This window comes from Gordonia spumicola (assembly GCF_009932475.1).
Taxonomy (GTDB): domain Bacteria; phylum Actinomycetota; class Actinomycetes; order Mycobacteriales; family Mycobacteriaceae; genus Gordonia; species Gordonia spumicola.
The window spans coordinates 405,380-422,812 of sequence record NZ_BJOV01000005.1 but is presented as its reverse complement, the minus strand read 5'-3'; the positions used below and the strand labels follow the sequence as shown (position 1 = coordinate 422,812).

General features: G+C 64.2%; 11 protein-coding genes and 6 pseudogenes. 13 read left to right on the top strand and 4 right to left on the bottom strand.

Annotated elements, in window-relative coordinates:
- Nucleotides 1–36 precede the first annotated feature (36 nt).
- Both GYB83_RS13195 and GYB83_RS23620 read right to left on the bottom strand, forming a co-directional pair.
- Nucleotides 37–1,202, bottom strand: a protein-coding gene (locus GYB83_RS13195) for an IS3 family transposase (RefSeq protein WP_371308121.1) whose coding sequence is annotated in 2 segments (ribosomal slippage) — nt 37–915 and nt 918–1,202 — 1,164 coding nt in all. Because the reading frame shifts where the segments join, the coding sequence is not laid out codon by codon here.
- Between the two features lie 69 nt (nt 1,203–1,271).
- Nucleotides 1,272–1,538 (bottom strand): annotated as a pseudogene (locus GYB83_RS23620) (transposase); the annotation flags it as partial.
- A gap of 25 nt (nt 1,539–1,563) precedes the next feature.
- Here GYB83_RS23620 and GYB83_RS13185 point away from each other — a divergent pair.
- The 4 genes and pseudogenes from GYB83_RS13185 to GYB83_RS13170 form a co-directional block, all read left to right on the top strand.
- A pseudogene (locus tag GYB83_RS13185) lies at nt 1,564–2,610 on the top strand (IS256 family transposase); the annotation flags it as partial.
- A 55-nt stretch (nt 2,611–2,665) separates the two neighbouring features.
- Nucleotides 2,666–3,906: pseudogene (locus tag GYB83_RS13180) on the top strand (IS3 family transposase).
- Between the two features lie 31 nt (nt 3,907–3,937).
- Nucleotides 3,938–4,306 (top strand): annotated as a pseudogene (locus GYB83_RS13175) (ATP-binding protein); the annotation flags it as partial.
- A gap of 395 nt (nt 4,307–4,701) precedes the next feature.
- On the top strand, nt 4,702–5,457 hold the full coding sequence (locus GYB83_RS13170) for an ATP-binding protein (protein WP_003937311.1): 756 nt from the start codon (nt 4,702–4,704) through the stop codon (nt 5,455–5,457).
- Between the two features lie 126 nt (nt 5,458–5,583).
- On the opposite strand, the gene GYB83_RS13165 is transcribed toward GYB83_RS13170, so the two are convergent.
- A complete protein-coding gene (locus tag GYB83_RS13165) occupies nt 5,584–6,585 on the bottom strand; it encodes a helix-turn-helix domain-containing protein (RefSeq protein WP_008382041.1) in 1,002 nt (333 codons plus the stop codon).
- Nucleotides 6,586–6,705: 120 nt separating this feature from the next.
- Between GYB83_RS13165 and GYB83_RS13160 the strand changes: the two genes are divergently transcribed.
- The 9 genes and pseudogenes from GYB83_RS13160 to GYB83_RS13120 all read left to right on the top strand — a co-directional run.
- Nucleotides 6,706–7,026 (top strand): 2Fe-2S iron-sulfur cluster-binding protein, encoded by a 321-nt coding sequence (locus tag GYB83_RS13160; RefSeq protein ID WP_003937313.1) that lies wholly within the window; start codon nt 6,706–6,708, stop codon nt 7,024–7,026.
- Nucleotides 7,027–7,049: 23 nt separating this feature from the next.
- Nucleotides 7,050–8,438: a cytochrome P450 gene (locus GYB83_RS13155; protein ID WP_003937314.1), complete on the top strand. Its 1,389-nt coding sequence runs from the start codon at nt 7,050–7,052 to the stop codon at nt 8,436–8,438.
- On the top strand, nt 8,435–9,637 hold the full coding sequence (locus tag GYB83_RS13150) for an NAD(P)/FAD-dependent oxidoreductase (protein WP_003937315.1): 1,203 nt from the start codon (nt 8,435–8,437) through the stop codon (nt 9,635–9,637). The genes GYB83_RS13155 and GYB83_RS13150 overlap by 4 nt, the downstream gene beginning before the upstream one ends.
- Before the next feature lie 71 nt (nt 9,638–9,708).
- Nucleotides 9,709–11,169 (top strand): cytochrome P450, encoded by a 1,461-nt coding sequence (locus tag GYB83_RS13145; protein WP_003937316.1) that lies wholly within the window; start codon nt 9,709–9,711, stop codon nt 11,167–11,169.
- Complete coding sequence (locus tag GYB83_RS13140) at nt 11,166–11,891, top strand: transglutaminase-like domain-containing protein (RefSeq protein ID WP_003937317.1); 726 nt, start codon at nt 11,166–11,168, stop codon at nt 11,889–11,891. Before GYB83_RS13145 ends, GYB83_RS13140 begins: the two co-directional genes overlap by 4 nt.
- Nucleotides 11,888–13,417 (top strand): aldehyde dehydrogenase family protein, encoded by a 1,530-nt coding sequence (locus GYB83_RS13135; RefSeq protein ID WP_003937318.1) that lies wholly within the window; start codon nt 11,888–11,890, stop codon nt 13,415–13,417. Before GYB83_RS13140 ends, GYB83_RS13135 begins: the two co-directional genes overlap by 4 nt.
- Nucleotides 13,414–14,250 carry an SDR family oxidoreductase gene (locus GYB83_RS13130; RefSeq protein ID WP_003937319.1) on the top strand — a complete coding sequence of 279 codons (837 nt, stop codon included), beginning with the start codon at nt 13,414–13,416 and terminating at the stop codon, nt 14,248–14,250. Before GYB83_RS13135 ends, GYB83_RS13130 begins: the two co-directional genes overlap by 4 nt.
- Before the next feature lie 49 nt (nt 14,251–14,299).
- Nucleotides 14,300–15,367: a BtrH N-terminal domain-containing protein gene (locus GYB83_RS13125; protein WP_003937320.1), complete on the top strand. Its 1,068-nt coding sequence runs from the start codon at nt 14,300–14,302 to the stop codon at nt 15,365–15,367.
- Nucleotides 15,368–15,441: 74 nt separating this feature from the next.
- Nucleotides 15,442–16,146: pseudogene (locus tag GYB83_RS13120) on the top strand (AMP-binding protein); the annotation flags it as partial.
- Nucleotides 16,147–16,176: 30 nt separating this feature from the next.
- Here GYB83_RS13120 and GYB83_RS13115 read toward each other — a convergent pair.
- Nucleotides 16,177–17,417, bottom strand: a pseudogene (locus tag GYB83_RS13115) (IS3 family transposase).
- Nucleotides 17,418–17,433 lie beyond the last annotated feature (16 nt).

The following is a 17,433-nucleotide window of genomic DNA, read 5'->3' as shown; positions in this document are numbered from 1 at the left end:
GGGGGACTGCTGCACGACCAGGTGACAGTTTCGGTGTCATGCCGCTGAGGCGGCTGTGTTGATGATCGTCTCGTATTCGATCGGGGTCAACCGGCCGAGGCGGGCCTGACGACGGCGTCGGTGGTAGGTCCGTTCGATCCAGGTGACGATCGCGATCCGCAACTGCTCGCGGGTGCTCCAGCGGTGCCGGTCCAGGACGTCCTTCTGGAGGAGCGCGAAGAACGATTCCATCGCTGCGTTGTCGCCGGCGGCACCGACTCTGCCCATGGACCCAACCAGGCCGTGTCGGTTGAGCGCGGACACGAACTTCCGCGACCGGAATTGAGAGCCCCTGTCCGAATGGACAATACAACCCGAAACATCGTCCTCTCGGCGGGCAACAGCGTTGTCCAGAGCGGTCACGGCGAGACGGGACTTCATCCTGGAGTCGATGCTGTAGCCGACGATCCGCCCCGAGCAGGCGTCTTTGATCGCGCAGAGGTAGAGCTTGCCCTCGTCGGTCCAATGCTCGGTGATATCAGTGAGCCACACTTGGTCCGGTGTGTCGGCGGTGAAGTCGCGTTCGACCAGGTCGTCGTGCACAGGCGGGCCCGGCTTCTTACCGTTCTTCCCACGTTTCTTGCCGAAGCTCGACCACCACTGGTTGGCCGAGCAGATCCGCCATGCCGTCCGCCCGCTCATCGGCTGACCAGCAGCTTCGGCTTCATCGGCGAGGAAGCGGTACCCGAATTCCGGGTCATCACGATGCGCGTCGAACAGGGCGTTCGCCCGCTCCGCTTCGACCCAGTCTGCCGCGGTGACCGCGTCCCTGAGCCACCGGTAGTAGGGCTGTCTGGAGAGCTTGAGTACCCGGCACGTCACCGTGACGGGGATTCCGTCGGCGGCGAGCTCTTTCACGAGCGGGTAGAGCCTTTTCCCGGAAGGTTCGCCTGCGACAGATATGCCGCAGCCCGTCGCAGGACCTCGTTCTCCTGCTCCAACAACCGATTCCGCTTCCGAAGCTCTCTCAGTTCGGCAGATTCGGTCGACGTTGTTCCAGGCTTGTGTCCGTCGTCGATGGCGACGCGGCGCATCCACTTGGCCAGGGTCATCTCATGGATCCCGAAGTCTTTCGCGACCTGCGCGAGTGTCACGCCAGGTTCACGGTCTCGGGCTACCCGGACCACATCGTCGCGGAACTCCTGCGGATAAGGCTTAGGCACGATAGTCATCCTTCCAGGCCCACCCTCGGGCAAGCCAGATCAGATGTCACCTATACGTGCAGCAGTCCCGTTAGCCCGCTTCAATTCAGTGTTCTCGCGTCTGAGTCGCTTGAGTTCGGCCGATTCCTCAGTCGTTGTTCCCGGCCGCTGGCCAGCATCGACCTCGGCCCGACGACACCACTTGCGGACCGTTTCTGGCGTACCTATCCCGAGTAGCTCAGCGACCTTGCCCATCGCTGCCCACTCCGAGTCATCCTCAGCCCGAATCTCAGCGACCATCCGGATCGCCCGCTCACGCATCTCGGCCGGGTACCTCTTCGTCCCACTTCCTGACATGACTCCATCCTTCCCAACGAACAGAGTCTCCGGACACGCCGGGGCGATTCACGATGAGGATGGGCGCCGGCTGGTGGTGCGTAACGGCTACCACAACCCGCGGGAGGTGATGACCGCCGCCGGTGCGGTTCCGGTGCGGGCACCAAGGGTCAACGACAAACGGGTCGACCCTGAAACTGGTGAACGCCAACGGTTCTCGTCGGGGATCATCCCGGCCTGGGCACGTAAAAGCCCCGAGGTCAGCGCGGTGTTGCCGCTGCTGTACCTGCACGGGTTGTCGTCGGGAGATTTTGGGCCGGCGCTGGAGCAGTTTCTTGGCTCGGGTGCGGGGTTATCGGCGGCCACGATCACTCGACTGGCCAGCCAGTGGCAGAAGGAAGCGGCCGCCTTCGACGACCGCGACATCACCAGCGATTATGTCTACCTCTGGGTCGACGGCATCCACCTCAAAGTCCGGCTCGAGCAGGAGAAGCTGTGTCTGCTGGTGATGATCGGCGTGCGTGCCGACGGCCGTAAAGAGCTCGTCGCCCTGGCCGATGGGTACCGCGAATCCACCGAATCATGGGCCGATCTATTGCGGTCGTGCCGACGCCGCGGCATGGCGGCCCCGAACCTGGCCGTCGGGGACGGGGCGCTGGGGTTCTGGGCTGCGCTGCGCGAGGTGTTCCCGGACACCCGAGAGCAGCGGTGCTGGTTTCATAAACAGGGCAATGTGCTTGCCGCACTGCCCAAGTCGGCCCATCCGAATGCGATCAAAGCGATGCAGGAGATCTACAACGCCGAGGACATCGGCTACGCCCGTAAGGCCATCGCCGCCTTCGAGAAGACCTACGGGGCGAAGTATCCCAAAGCGGTCGCCAAGATCGTCGACGACGCTGATGTGCTGCTGGAGTTCTACCACTACCCGGCCGAGCACTGGACCCACCTGCGCACGACCAACCCGATCGAGTTGACCTTCGCCACCGTGCGGTTACGGACCAAGGTGACCAAGGGACCCGGCTCCCGAGCCGCGGGACTGGCGATGGCCTACAAGCTCATCGAAGCCGCACAAGTGAAATGGCGAGCCGTCAACGTGAATCGTCCCGGGTTTGATGGAGACAGGTTTGACCGGAAGGGACACTTGTTTCATGCCTCGCCCATCGAAGTACTCACCCGAGTTGCGGGACCGTGCCACACGCATGGCCATCGATGCTCGGAAGGATCCCGAGACCGCGCCCGGAGCTCTGGCCCGGATCGCTAAGCAACTCGACATCAACCCCGAAACCCTGCGGAACTGGGTCCGTCGCGTCGAAGACGGCCAAGCCGAATCGCCTGGGATTGAAACGATTTCCGATATTGAGCGGATCCGCTTGTTGGAGAACGAAGTTCGAGAGCTGCGTCGGGCGAACGAGATCTTGAAGACGGCGTCGGCTTTCTTCGCGGCCGAGCTCGACCGGCCACACCGCTGATCGTCGCCTTCATCGATCAGCACCGACATCGATGGCCCGTCGAGGCGATCTGCACCGCTCTGACCGAGGCTGGCTGCGCGATCGCGCCATCGACTTATTACGCCGCCCGCACCCGGCCACCGTCGGCCAGAGCAGTGCGAGACGAGTACCTCAAGACCCAGATCATGCGGGTCTATGAGGCCACCGGCGGAATCTACGGACAACGCAAGATCCGCGCCGCACTGCGCATGGAGGGGATCACCGTAGCCAAGTGCACTATCGAACGACTATGCGCTGACCTGGGGATCCGGGGCGTCGTGCGGGGCAAGTTCCCACGGACCACCCGCCCGGCACCGGAAACGGCGCGTCCGGCCGATCTGGTCGACCGCACATTTCACGCTGACGCGCCGAATCAGCTGTGGGTTGCCGACATCACGTACGTGCGGACCGAGGTCGGATGGGTGTACGTAGCGTTCGTGTTGGACGTGTTCTCCCGGATGATCGTCGGGTGGCAGACCTCGACCCGCATGTTCGCTGACCTCGCGATCGACGCCCTGGCGATGGGATTGTGGCTGCGCCGGCGGTCCGGTCAAGACCTAACCGCGCTGATCCATCACTCCGACCGCGGGGTGCAATACCGAGCCATCCGCTACACCCAGGCCCTCGATGAAGCCGGCGCCATCGCCTCAGTCGGCTCGCGCGGGGACTCCTACGACAACGCGATGGCCGAAGCCCTGAACTCGTTGTACAAGCACGAGCTGATCTACAAGAAAGGACCGTGGACAAGCACCAACGCCGTCGAGATCGCCACCGCCGAATGGGTCCACTGGTACAACACCACCCGCCTGCACTCGGCCTTGGACTACCAACCACCCGCCGCGGCCGAAGCCGACTACTGGACCCAGAATCGGGCCCGCGAACTCACCTCACAGAACAACTGATCGGTCTCCAACAAACTCGGGTCTTGACACCGGGCACAAAGTGCGGTACTTCACCGCCGCCGACCTCGTGGAGACCCTGTATCGCGGACTGGCTGACAACACCGTCGGCAAAACCATCGACACCCTGCTACGCCAAGACCTGCTCATCCTCGACGAGATCGGATTCGCCCCGCTCGACGACACCGGCACCCAACTGCTGTTCCGGCTCGTCGCCGGCGCCTACGAACGCCGCTCCCTCGCGATCGCCAGTCACTGGCCCTTCGAACAATGGGGACGATTCCTGCCCGAACACACCACCGCCGCCAGCATCCTCGACCGGCTCCTACACCACGCCACCATCGTCATCACCGACGGCGATTCCTACCGCATGACACACCGAACGGAGGTACCACCCACCTAGAACATCCCGCACAGGGTGGGGACTTTTACCTGGCCACCAGCGGGGACATCAAACTGGCCGTTGACAGAGGCCCAGGGCTACCGCTCGTGCCAGAACATCCTCGCCCTGGGGAAGAGCGACAAACAACTCCTCGAGCGGGCTTGCGGGCAACTTGTCTCCGAACAGACCCGACGGGCGATCTCCTACACCGCGGTCAAGCAACGCCTGGCGGCGCTGCGGGCCCAGGCCGCCGCACGACCGACCACCGCGGCGGAACCAGCGACTGCTGCGTCGGTAGCGCCACCGGCGGGACAGCGCGACACCACCGGGGCGCATCTGGCCGGGCCCGAGCAGTTCAGCCTTTCTGCCTTGACCGGAGCCACCGGAGCCGACTTGACGGATGAGGGAGGGGCCAAGTGATCGATCGTCACCTCACCGACGCGGACATGCCGTTGTTCACGCAGCTGCGTATGACCGCGTTCGGGCAGACCGTCATCGAGCTGGCCAACGATCCCGCCTGCGACGAGTGGACCTTCTCCCAGAAGATCTTCCACGCGCTGGATAAGGAGATCACGGCCAGACAGGAACGTCGGACCCAGAAACTACTCAAGGCCTCCAGAACGCCAAACCCTGATGCCTGCGTAGAAGAGATCCGTTATCTGGCTGACCGCAACCTCAATCGGGAGCTAATCGCACGGCTTTCCAGCTGTCAATGGATCGAGTCGACCCGCAATCTTGTCGTGCTCGGTCAGTCCAGCGTGGGCAAGACCTATGTGGCTCTGGCACTGCTCAATGCCGCGTGCCGAAAGTACTACAGCGCGAGGTTCTTCCGGCTCGACGATCTGGCCAACCGGCTCGCCGTGTTGGAACCGACCTCGCAGCGGCGGTTGGATTTCCTGACGGATCTGCACAACTGTGACCTGCTGGTCCTGGATGACTTCCTGACGACGCCGGTGGCTGCGCACACCGCGGCCGAGTTGCTCAACATCCTGGCCGCTCGTGAAGGTCGAGGTTCGACTCTGGTGACCTCGCAGTTCGATCCGCCGGACTGGTACAAGTCGCTCCAGGACGCGGTCATCGCCGAATCGATCCTCAACCGGATCGTCGCCGGCGCCGAGATCATCGCCCTGGACGGGCCGAACATGCGCCGACATCTGGCGGACAGCCGATAGTTGGGCGCCGCGGTCGGGCAAGCTAGTATTCTCAATATGACTCGCTGATCACTGTGCATGTTCGAGGCTGATCCGAAGTCCACCACTTCGCGCAGCCTTTTTTATACCAGCGGCGGGACGGGTAGGTTATTCGTGCCGAAATTCGCGTGGAGAGCGACCAGTCCACCGCTTGAAGGCGTGAGAGAAGTTGGCGAGGTCGCTGTATCCGAGATCCGCAGCGATCTCACTCACCGACATCGATCGGTCGAGCAGCCGCAGCATCGCACGATCACGCAGGAATGATTCGCGCAACTCGCGAAAGGTGGTCCCCTCCTCGGACAGGCGCCGCTTGAGTGTGCTACGGGATATCGAGAGCTCGTGTGCGACCCAGTCGTTACTTCGTTTGCCGGGATCCTCCTCCAGGAGCCGTCGCACCTTCTCCGAGAAAGACGTGGTTCTGCTTCGCTGTTCGAGGGTTTGCTGCAGATCAACGATGGCGAGGCGATAGGCGACGGGATCGGAGAACCTACATACCTCGTTGAGGGTATCCGCGGGGACACGAAGGAATGACGTCGGAGCGTCGAAGTACAGGCGCCCAGCTAGGGCGTCCTCATGATTGGCCAGAAAGTTCGGCGCCGACCAGCTCAGATGGAGGGTGACGGTCGGCACATCGCCAGCGAGCATGTCAAGCAGGCGCAGGAGCGCCGACCCGCTGTACGCGACGACCAGGCAGTTCAGGGCCGGATCGCCTGTATGTGCGCTGAGCCCCACAGTAAGCCCCTCGTCTCTTGGGTGGAACTGTGGGCTGAGGGCCGTCGAGATCAAAGGCAGATAGGTGAGCAGCTCGACGATCTCGGCTACCGAACCTGCACTGACCAGAGGAAAGCTCAACGGGCCAAAGGACGTCAACTGAGCCTGCTCGGCGAACGCGAAGCCGAGCGTAGTTGCCTGGTCGACATCGAGTGCGGGGTACACCTCGCGAAACCACCGTATCGGGGCCTGGATGTTCCGCTGGATCAACGTCGTCTCGTCGATTCCTTCGCGAGCCATGATGTTGCGAAGCCGCGCGACAGCGTCTGAGTCGAGTGCTTGGCTCTCGAGCAATTGCGCGAACATGAGTGGAGGCACACCCTCCTCGTTGAGGTTCACCCTGGTCCCCTTTGAGCCGAATTCACAAGTTTCTGACTCTGCCGAACATAGCCGCCGCGCTCGTCTTCGACAACACTTTGACCAAGTTCACATTGAAGACGACGTATCCAGGAGTTGGCTATGGCAGTTGTCACCTTTGTCTCCCACGATGGCCAGAAGCACGAGGCGCCCATCGAGGAAGGGCAGTCGCTGATGCAGGTCGCGACCAACAACGCGGTGCCCGGCATCGACGGCGACTGCGGAGGCGAAGCCGCGTGCGGTACCTGTCATGTGATCGTCGATCCGCAATGGTCCGAGCAGGTCGGCCTCTCGGGTCCCGAGGAGGAGGAGATGCTCGCGATGAACCCCGAGCGCCAGCCGACCTCCCGGCTGTCCTGCCAGATGGCGGCGTCGGCGGCGTGGGACGGCTTGATCGTCGAACTACCCGAATTCCAGATGTGACGGCGAGAAACGGTTAAGACCTGATGAAGATTCCTGAAGCAATCACCGCCAAGGTTCAGTCGACCATCCCGATGGATCTGCAGATCCAGGGCGCGCATCTGTATGACAAGACCCGGCGATGGGTGACCGGGACGAACGGAGAGAAGCTCTTCGTCGAGAGTCCTATCCCGCCGGTCGAGGACGTCGAGCTCGCCGACATCGACCTCAGCAACCCTTTTCTCTATCGCCAGGGGCGCTGGCAGTCCTACTTCGAGCGCTTGCGCAACGAGGCGCCGGTCCACTACCAGCCCAACAGTGCGTTCGGTCCGTTCTGGTCTGTCACGCGGCATGCCGACATCGTGGCCGTGGACAAGAACCACGAGCTCTTCTCCGCCGAGCCGTTCATTGTCATCGGGGCCCCGCCTCGTTTCCTTGATATCGCGATGTTCATCGCGATGGATCCGCCACGCCACGACGCGCAGCGGGCCGCTGTCCAAGGCGTTGTTGCGCCGAAGAACCTGCGTGAGATGGAGGGGCTGATTCGATCGCGTGTGCAGGAGGTGCTGGACGACCTGCCCGTGGATCAGCCGTTCGACTGGGTGCAGAACGTCTCGATCGAGTTGACCGCTCGGATGCTTGCCACCCTTCTGGACTTCCCGTACGAGCAGCGTCGCAAGCTCGTCTACTGGTCAGATCTCGCGACGTCGCTGGAGCAAGCCAACGGCGGGCCCTCGGACAACGACGAGGTGTTCCCCGGCATGCGCGACATGGCGCGAGGTCTCAGCGCTCTCTGGCACGACAAGGCAGCGCGGATGGCTGCCGGGGAGGAACCCGGCTTCGATCTGATCACCATGTTGCAGAGCAACGAGAACACCAAGGACCTGATCGACCGCCCGATGGAATTCTTGGGCAACCTCGTGCTGCTGATCGTCGGAGGCAACGACACGACCCGCAACTCGATGAGCGGCGGTGTTCTTGCGCTGAACCGCTTCCCCGATCAGTTCGAGAAGCTGAAGGCAAACCCCGACCTGATCCCCAACATGGGCTCGGAGATCATCCGGTGGCAAACCCCGCTGGCTTATATGCGCCGGGTCGCCAAGGCCGACACCATTCTGAACGGGCAGTTCATCCGCAAGGGCGACAAAGTAGTGATGTGGTACGCCTCGGGCAACCGCGACGAGCGCGTGTTCGAACGGCCCGATGAGTTCATCATCGACCGGGCCAACGCCCGCAACCACATCTCCTTCGGCTTCGGCGTCCATCGTTGTATGGGCAACCGGCTGGCCGAGCTCCAGCTGCGGATCCTGTGGGAGGAGTTGCTTCCCCGTTTCGACAATATCGAGGTCGTCGGCGAGCCAGAGTACGTGCAGTCCAATTTCGTGAGGGGCATCAGCAAGATGATGGTCCGCCTCACCCCGAAATCCAGCGCATGACCTCGCAGCGGGCCCTCATCGTCGGGGCCGGCCATGCCGGGGCCCAACTCGCGGCCAGTCTGCGCCAGGAAGGGTGGACCGGTGAGATCGTCCTCATCGGCGAGGAGTCGGCGCTGCCCTATCAACGCCCGCCGCTGTCGAAGGGTTACCTGGCGGGGAAGAGCACGCTCGACGAACTCGCGATCCGCAGCGCCAAATTCTACACCGAGCAGGGGATCCAACTCCTGAATGCGAAGGTGGAGGCGATCGACCGCTCGGCTGGTCATCTCGTGTTGAGCACCGGCGACGCGCTGCCCTACGACAAGCTCGCGCTGTGCACTGGGGCCCGCCCTCGACGGCTTTCCATCCCGGGGGCCGACCTGGTCGGCGTCTACTACCTACGCACCGCTGCGGACGTCGAGATGATCCGAGAGGCCACCAGCCCCGGGTGTCGGGCTGTGATCATCGGCGGCGGCTACATCGGACTGGAGACGGCCGCCTCATTGCGTGCGCTCGGTCTGGAGGTCACTGTACTCGAGGCGACCGAGCGCGTCCTCGAACGGGTCACCGCCCCCGCTGTATCGGCGTTCTTCGACCGGATCCACCGGGAGGAGGGCGTGAACATCCGGACGGGCGCGCTGGTCGAAGCTCTATCAGGTGACGGCAGGGTCCGCGAGGTGTTCCTGTCCAGTGGCGAATCAATTCCCACCGACCTCGTCATTGTCGGTATCGGCGTTGAGCCGAACACCGAGCTCGCCGCCGCCGCGGGTCTGGTCGTCGACAACGGCGTCGTGATCGACGACCAGACCCGGACCAGCGACCCCGACATCGTGGCGGCTGGGGACTGCGCCAGCCATGACATGGCCCGTTACGGCCGTCGCATACGCCTGGAGTCCGTGCCGAGTGCGGGTGAGCAGGCCAAGGTGGCGGCCGCGACCGTCTGCGGCAAGTCCAAGATGATCGCGGCGCTTCCATGGTTCTGGTCGGATCAATACGATCTCAAGCTCCAGATCGCCGGTCTCAACACCGGGTACGACGAAGTCGTCCTCAGCGGCGACCCGACCCGGGACCGCGACTTCACCTGCTTCTACCTGCGTGCGGGCGAGCTCATCGCCGCCGACTGCATCAACCGGCCCCGTCACTTCATGTTCAGCAAGCGGGTCATCACGCAGCGACTCCCCATTGGCCGGACCGAACTGGTGCTCGCAGGCTCTGTCTGAGGTGATCGGTCCCTTGGCGGCGATGGTACGACAACAGCGAGTACGGGCCCACATTTCGGAAAGGAACGTCAGTGACGAACATCATCCAGCTCCCGCTGGCGAAGGGTCGTGAGCGGCTCTCGTCGGTATTCCTGGCACCATTGCCGAGTCGGGCCGACGCGACCCTGCTAGGGGTCAGCGACCAGTGGCCTGTTCGTGAGCTCGCCCCGCCCCCGGCGGGGTCGGGGCTCGAGCCCGTCCGAGGGACCGCGGGCATGCCTCTGCTCGGTCACACCCTGGACTACATCAGGTTCGGCTCCAACTTCACCCGGGCCAGGTACCAACGCTTCGGACCGGTCTGGTGGATGGGCGCCTTCGGCACGAGAATCGTGATGGTGGCGGGCGCGGATGCCACACAGGAGGCGCTGACGACCAAGGCGAAGTCGTTCTCCCAGGACGGGTGGACCTATCTCATCGATGCTTTCTTTCACCGGGGCCTGATGCTGATGAGCTTCGACGAGCACAGGATGCATCGGCGGATCATGCAGGAGGCGTTCACCCGCGACCGGCTCGCCGGCTACGTCGACCAGCTCGGCCCGACGCTGGAGACCAGCATCCGCAGGTGGACAGCGGGCCGGTCCACGCGCATCTACCCACTGTTGAAGGCCCTGACTCTCGACGTCGCAACGGAGGTCTTCATGGCAGGTCGGGGAGGGAGCGAGGACACTGACGCCATCAACGACGCCTTCGTGGCCACCGTGCGCGCAGCCAGCTCGATCATCCGTTTCCCGCTGCCGGGGACTCGGTGGCGCGCCGGAGTCCATGGGCGCACGCTCCTGGAGGACTACTTCACCCGGCATCTGCCGACGGCTCGAAGTGCCCAGGGAGACGACCTCTTTGCGGGGCTGTGCCATGCGCGCACGGCCGACGGTGAGGCGTTCACTGATGAGGACGTCGTCAACCACATGATCTTCTTGATGATGGCGGCCCACGATACCTCGACCATCACCACCACCGCTGCCGCCTACTTCCTCGCCAAGCACCCAGCCTGGCAGGAACGGGCTCGGGCCGAGTCCGACCGACTCGGTGAACGCCGCCCCGACATCGACGACCTGGACTCGATGGCGACTCTCGACCTGGTGATCAAGGAGACGCTGCGCCTCGTGGCGCCCGTGCCGATCGTGATGCGCAAGACGATCGAGAACGTGGAGATTGCCGGACGCCACATCCCGGCGGACACCCTGGTGGCCGTGGCTCCTGCGGTGAACCACTTCGACGAGTCGTGCTGGACCGAGCCCGACACCTTCGACCCCGACCGTTTCAGCGAGCCGCGCCATGAGGACCAGAATCACCGTTTCGGGTGGATCCCCTTCGGCGGAGGAGTGCACAAGTGCATTGGTCTGCACTTCGGCACCCTCGAGGTCAAGGCGATCCTGCACCACATGCTGCGCACTTACACCTGGTCGGTCCCCGACCAGTATGAAGTGAGATGGGACAACACCTCGCTCCCCATTCCTGTCGACGGGTTGCCGATCACCCTGGAGCGCAGATGAATCCGGCACCGGTGGCGTTCTTGGGGGCGACCGACTTCCTCGACATCGAGCACGAGTCCGTCCGGGCATTCACCGCCGCCGCGGTTGGGGATGCGAGCACCGACCGGGACAAGGCCAATCGCCTCTTCACCGCCGTCCGTGACCAGATCTGGTACGACCCCTACACGGTGTCGGACAATCCCGCCCACTATCGAGCCAGCTTCGTCCTCGAGTCCGGGCGCGCCTATTGCGTCCCGAAGGCGGTGCTCTTGACCGCGGTGTGCCGAGCGGCAGGGATTCCGGCGCTGCTGGGTTTCGCTGACGTCCGCAATCACCTGCAGACCGAAGCGCTGCGAGCGCTCATGGGCGGCACAGACCTGTTCGTCTATCACGGCTACAGCCGTCTCTACATCGACGGCCGGTGGTTGAAGGCGACGCCTGCGTTCAACACCGAGTTGTGTGCGCGTTTCGGTGTGCCGCCGGTGGATTTCGACGGTGATCGCGACGCACTCCTGCACGCCTTCACCGCCGACGGAGCCCAGCATATGGAGTACGTCCGCGAGCGCGGCATCTTCGACGATCTGCCTTTGAACGCGATCCTGACCGAGCTTCGGCATACCTATGGACCGTTGATGTTCAAGCGCGCTGACGTGATCGCTGACGCTTTCACCGACACACCCACCAGCCGCACCCAGCCCGACGGGATCTCCGGTGGGTTCCACTCACCCCTGGAGGACCGATGAGCACGGCGACCGCAGCGGACGCCTTGGACGTGTGCAACCCAGCCGATGGCCGGCTGATCGCAACCGTCCCTGTGGATGATCGCGAGACCGTGAACGGTGTCGCGGCTGACCTCCGCTGCGCCCAGGTCGGGTGGGTCGAGGCTGGCCCGCGGCAACGCGCCAGATGGTTGCATCGCTGGCGGGACTGGATCCTGGCTCACACCGACGAGCTCACCGATCTGCTGCAAGCCGAAACGGGCAAGGTGCGCCCAGATGCCCTCGTGGAGACGACCGCGTCGTGCGAATTCATCACCTACTACGCTGACAACGCCGAGAGGTTTCTCGCTGGCGAGCAGGTCAGGTCCTCGAGTCTGTTGAGTCTGCCGAAGCGGCTGTCCAAGACCTACCACCCATATCCGGTTGTCGGGCTCATCACGCCCTGGAACTTCCCGATCACCCTCTTCCTCATGGATGCAGCGCCCGCGTTGGCTGCCGGATGCGCGGTCCTGGCGAAGTCCTCGGAGGAGACGCCACTGACGTGTGCGCGGGTCGTCGAGGGCTGGCACGAGATCGGCGCCCCTCCGGTCTTGGCCCATGTTGTGGGTGCCGGCGAAGCGGGTGCGTCGGTGGTGGACGCCGCTGACTTCGTGCAGTTCACCGGCTCGACAGCCACCGGGCGTGCGGTCGCGATCCGCTGCGCCGAGCACCTGAAGCCGGTGAGCCTGGAGCTGGGCGGTAAGGATCCGGCGATAGTGCTGGAGGACGCCGACCTTGCTCGTGCGGTGGAGGGGATCGCGTGGGGCGGTCTGTTCAACGCAGGGCAGGTCTGCATCTCCGTCGAGCGGGTATACGTGGTAGCTGAGATCTACGACGAGTTCGTGGCCCGGCTGACGCAGAGGGTGCGCTCCCTGGCCCAGGGTGCGGCGACAGGTGACGACGTGGGTGCGATGGTCACTGCGAGGCAGGTCGAGATCGCCGATCGCCACGTCAGCCAGGCGGTGGCGGCGGGTGCGCGGGTCCTGGCCGGCGGAACCCGGAGTGCGGTCGGGAACTACTACGCTCCGACCGTCCTGGTCGGTGTCGACCACACGATGGCTTGCATGACCGAGGAGACCTTCGGCCCCACGATCCCGGTGATGCTGGTCGCGGATGAAGACGAGGCCATCCGTCTGGCCAACGACTCGGCGTACGGCCTGTCTGCGACGGTGTGGACCCGCGACCACGCTCGGGCACAGCGCATTGCGAAACGCCTGGACGCGGGTGCGGTCAACATCAACGACGTCTTCAGCAACCTCTTCGCCACCACACTGCCGCACAGTGGATGGAAGGCATCGGGTATCGGTGCGCGGCTCGGCGGTGCCTACGGGCTGCACAAGTACTGCCGGGTCCAGGCGGTGACCGAGCCGCGGATTCCTGTCCCGGCACGAGAACTCACGTGGTACCCGTACACCTCCCGGCGTGCGGCCATCGCCGAAAGAGTATTGCGCGCGGCAGCCGGCCGCGGCCTGTGGCAACGCCTCGGCCTGAACAAGGAGAACAGCAAGTGACGACGCACATCCCCCACACTGCCGCCAAGACTGTGGCGATCACCGGCGGAGCCCGCGGCATCGGCTACCAGACCGCGAAGGAGCTGATCCGACGAGGCCACCGCGTCGCCATCGGCGACGTCGACGAGGCACGTGCCAAAGAGGCCGCCGTCGAGCTCGGGGTGAAGGTCGTCACCCGCCTCGATGTCACCGATCCCGACTCGTTCCGCGAATTTCTCGACCTGGTCGAGGGGGGCCTCGGCCCCCTCGACGTGCTGATCAACAACGCGGGCATCATGCCCACCGGGCACGCCCACGAGGAAGCCGACGCGGTGACCCGGCGGCAGGTCGAGATCAACGTCCTGGGAGTCATCTTCGGGACCAAACTCGCCCTCCAACGGATGCTGCCGCGGCGTGCCGGGCACATCATCAACACCGCATCACTGGCCGGTGAGCTCGCCGTACCCGGTCTGGCGACCTATTGCGGCACCAAGTTCGCGGTCATCGGGTTCACTGAGGCAGCACGACAGGAATACCGCAAGTCCGGGGTCCAGCTGTCCACGGTCCGGCCTACGTTCACCAACACCGAGCTCGTCGCTGGGACGGCTGGGGCCAAGGGACTGCGCAACGCCGAGCCCGAGGAGATCGCTCGAGCGACAGCCGATCTGATCGAGAATCCGCGTTCTTTCGTGCGTGTCACCCGCCTCGCCGGCGGCATGGTCGCCGCGATGAAGTTCGTCCCCGGTCGGTTGGCTACCTGGCTCGGATCGGCCCTGGGCACGGACTCGGTGTTCCTCGACGACGTCGACATGAGGATACGCCAGGCCTACCTGGACAGAATCCGGAGCAACTGATCCAGTCTTCGAACCCCGTCGTGCGCCGATCCACCGAAGAGGAACTCCTATGCCCCGCAGAACCCTGATCAAGGACTACCCGCATCGGATGGCGGGGCATTGCGGCTCTGGCGCGATGCGCGATCTTCTGCACTGGCATGGTCTGGGGTGGGATGGACCGCCCGACGAAGGTCTGGTGTTCGCGCTCGGTGGCGCGGTGGGGCTATCCTACCTCCGGTCGAGCGACCTCGTCCCACCGCTGTACCTGGTGGGACGAGGTGCCGACTTCGAAGTCGATCTACCCCGCCGACTCGGCGGACAGGTCCACGTTCTCACGACCGACGATCCTCGCGAGGGATGGTCATGGGTTCTCGACGAGATCGAAGCAGGCAGACCCAGTCTGGTGTGGGGCGACATCGGTGAGTTGCCGTACCTGCGGGTCCAGTTGCGGATGAGTCGCCACGATATCGTCGTGATCGGTCACGACGAGGCCGAGGGGATCGCTTTTGTCGTGGACAATGACCGCGCCGAGGTGCAGGAGGTCCCGCTCGATGCGCTGGCTCGGGCGCGGTCCTCGAAGTCTTTCCCGGAACCGACGCGCCACTGCACCTACCGCATCATCTGGCCGGACGCGCTGCCAGACGTGGCGGAAGTAGCGGCAGAGGCATTTCGCCAGTCCGCGGCCAGTATGCGCCGCCCGTCGCAGCCCGGGATCGTCGATCTCACGACAGCGGCGGCCGGGGCCGAGGGCCTAGCTGCGGTCGTACAGCTGGCGGCCGACGTTCGGACCTGGGCCGATCTTCCGATAGACGACCTCGAGATCCTCCTGTTCAGCCTGAGCGCTTTTATCGAGAAGGCAGGTACCGGCGGCGGGCTGTTCCGCCGATTGCTCGCCGATGGCTGCGCGGATGTCGCACGCCTGACCGGCGACTTCGCCACCGCTCAACTCGCCGTCTCCGCCAGCCGTTGTGCGCAGGCATGGACCGAGACTGCACGTGCCGGTATCCGGCGCGACGTTGATGTGCGAGCGCGCGCGGCCGGGATGTCTTTGGCGGCTAGCCGGCTGCCAGAGCTGGAGTTGGACCTGGTCGAGTCCCTGGAGTCTGCTTCAAGCTCGCTTATGGCTGCAGATCGCTGACAGCCCCACTTTTCCCCGGACGCTCGGTCTCCGGATCGCTGTGTTCGAAGGCAACTCTCTCAACAAGGAATGCTATGCAGAGCACGATGATGAACGTCCCGTTGACAACTGCGGCGATTCTGCGCCACGGCTCGAGTGTGCATGGCTCGGCAACCGTGCGGACCTTGCAGCCCGACGGGAGCGTGAAGGTCGCCTCGTTCGCCGAGATCGGACGGCGGTCCGCCCAGTTGGCCAACGCGTTGCGCGGTTGCGGGATCACAGGCGATGAGCGCGTCGCAACCTTTATGTGGAACAACCAGGAACATGTGGAAGCCTACTGTGCGGTGCCCTCGATGGGCGCGGTACTGCACACTCTCAATCTACGCCTCGCCTCAGATCAACTCGTCTACATAGGCAACCACGCCGAGGACCGGGTCGTGATTCTCGACGGAAGCCTGGTCCCGCTGCTGGCCCCCGTGCTGCCGCACATCACCAGTGTGCACACCGTCGTCGTGACCGGGGGGGTGGACCTCACCCCGCTGCACCGTGACGGGCTCACAGTCGTGGGTTACGAGGAGTTCATCTCCGCTCAGCCCGAGACGTTCGACTGGCCTGACCTCGATGAGCAGTCAGCAGCCGCCATGTGTTACACCTCCGGTACCACCGGGACCCCCAAAGGCGTCGCCTACAGCCACCGGTCGACCTACCTGCATTCGATGGCGGCCTGCGCCGCCGACGGACTGCGAGTCGGCTGCGATGACCGGATCCTCGCTATTGTGCCGATGTTCCATGCCAACGCCTTGTCAAGACCCGAGTTTGTTGGAGACCGATCAGTTGTTCTGTGAGGTGAGTTCGCGGGCCCGATTCTGGGTCCAGTAGTCGGCTTCGGCCGCGGCGGGTGGTTGGTAGTCCAAGGCCGAGTGCAGGCGGGTGGTGTTGTACCAGTGGACCCATTCGGCGGTGGCGATCTCGACGGCGTTGGTGCTTGTCCACGGTCCTTTCTTGTAGATCAGCTCGTGCTTGTACAACGAGTTCAGGGCTTCGGCCATCGCGTTGTCGTAGGAGTCCCCGCGCGAGCCGACTGAGGCGATGGCGCCGGCTTCATCGAGGGCCTGGGTGTAGCGGATGGCTCGGTATTGCACCCCGCGGTCGGAGTGATGGATCAGCGCGGTTAGGTCTTGACCGGACCGCCGGCGCAGCCACAATCCCATCGCCAGGGCGTCGATCGCGAGGTCAGCGAACATGCGGGTCGAGGTCTGCCACCCGACGATCATCCGGGAGAACACGTCCAACACGAACGCTACGTACACCCATCCGACCTCGGTCCGCACGTACGTGATGTCGGCAACCCACAGCTGATTCGGCGCGTCAGCGTGAAATGTGCGGTCGACCAGATCGGCCGGACGCGCCGTTTCCGGTGCCGGGCGGGTGGTCCGTGGGAACTTGCCCCGCACGACGCCCCGGATCCCCAGGTCAGCGCATAGTCGTTCGATAGTGCACTTGGCTACGGTGATCCCCTCCATGCGCAGTGCGGCGCGGATCTTGCGTTGTCCGTAGATTCCGCCGGTGGCCTCATAGACCCGCATGATCTGGGTCTTGAGGTACTCGTCTCGCACTGCTCTGGCCGACGGTGGCCGGGTGCGGGCGGCGTAATAAGTCGATGGCGCGATCGCGCAGCCAGCCTCGGTCAGAGCGGTGCAGATCGCCTCGACGGGCCATCGATGTCGGTGCTGATCGATGAAGGCGACGATCAGCGGTGTGGCCGGTCGAGCTCGGCCGCGAAGAAAGCCGACGCCGTCTTCAAGATCTCGTTCGCCCGACGCAGCTCTCGAACTTCGTTCTCCAACAAGCGGATCCGCTCAATATCGGAAATCGTTTCAATCCCAGGCGATTCGGCTTGGCCGTCTTCGACGCGACGGACCCAGTTCCGCAGGGTTTCGGGGTTGATGTCGAGTTGCTTAGCGATCCGGGCCAGAGCTCCGGGCGCGGTCTCGGGATCCTTCCGAGCATCGATGGCCATGCGTGTGGCACGGTCCCGCAACTCGGGTGAGTACTTCGATGGGCGAGGCATGAAACAAGTGTCCCTT

Bases quoted from the DNA above. Each gene is read 5' to 3' on its own strand.
- GYB83_RS13155 (WP_003937314.1), top strand. From the start codon at position 7,050: ATGAAGATTCCTGAAGCAATCACCGCCAAGGTTCAGTCGACCATCCCG.
- GYB83_RS13140 (WP_003937317.1), top strand. From the start codon at position 11,166: ATGAATCCGGCACCGGTGGCGTTCTTGGGGGCGACCGACTTCCTCGAC.
- GYB83_RS13150 (WP_003937315.1), top strand. From the start codon at position 8,435: ATGACCTCGCAGCGGGCCCTCATCGTCGGGGCCGGCCATGCCGGGGCC.
- GYB83_RS13160 (WP_003937313.1), top strand. From the start codon at position 6,706: ATGGCAGTTGTCACCTTTGTCTCCCACGATGGCCAGAAGCACGAGGCG.
- GYB83_RS13125 (WP_003937320.1), top strand. From the start codon at position 14,300: ATGCCCCGCAGAACCCTGATCAAGGACTACCCGCATCGGATGGCGGGG.
- GYB83_RS13135 (WP_003937318.1), top strand. From the start codon at position 11,888: ATGAGCACGGCGACCGCAGCGGACGCCTTGGACGTGTGCAACCCAGCC.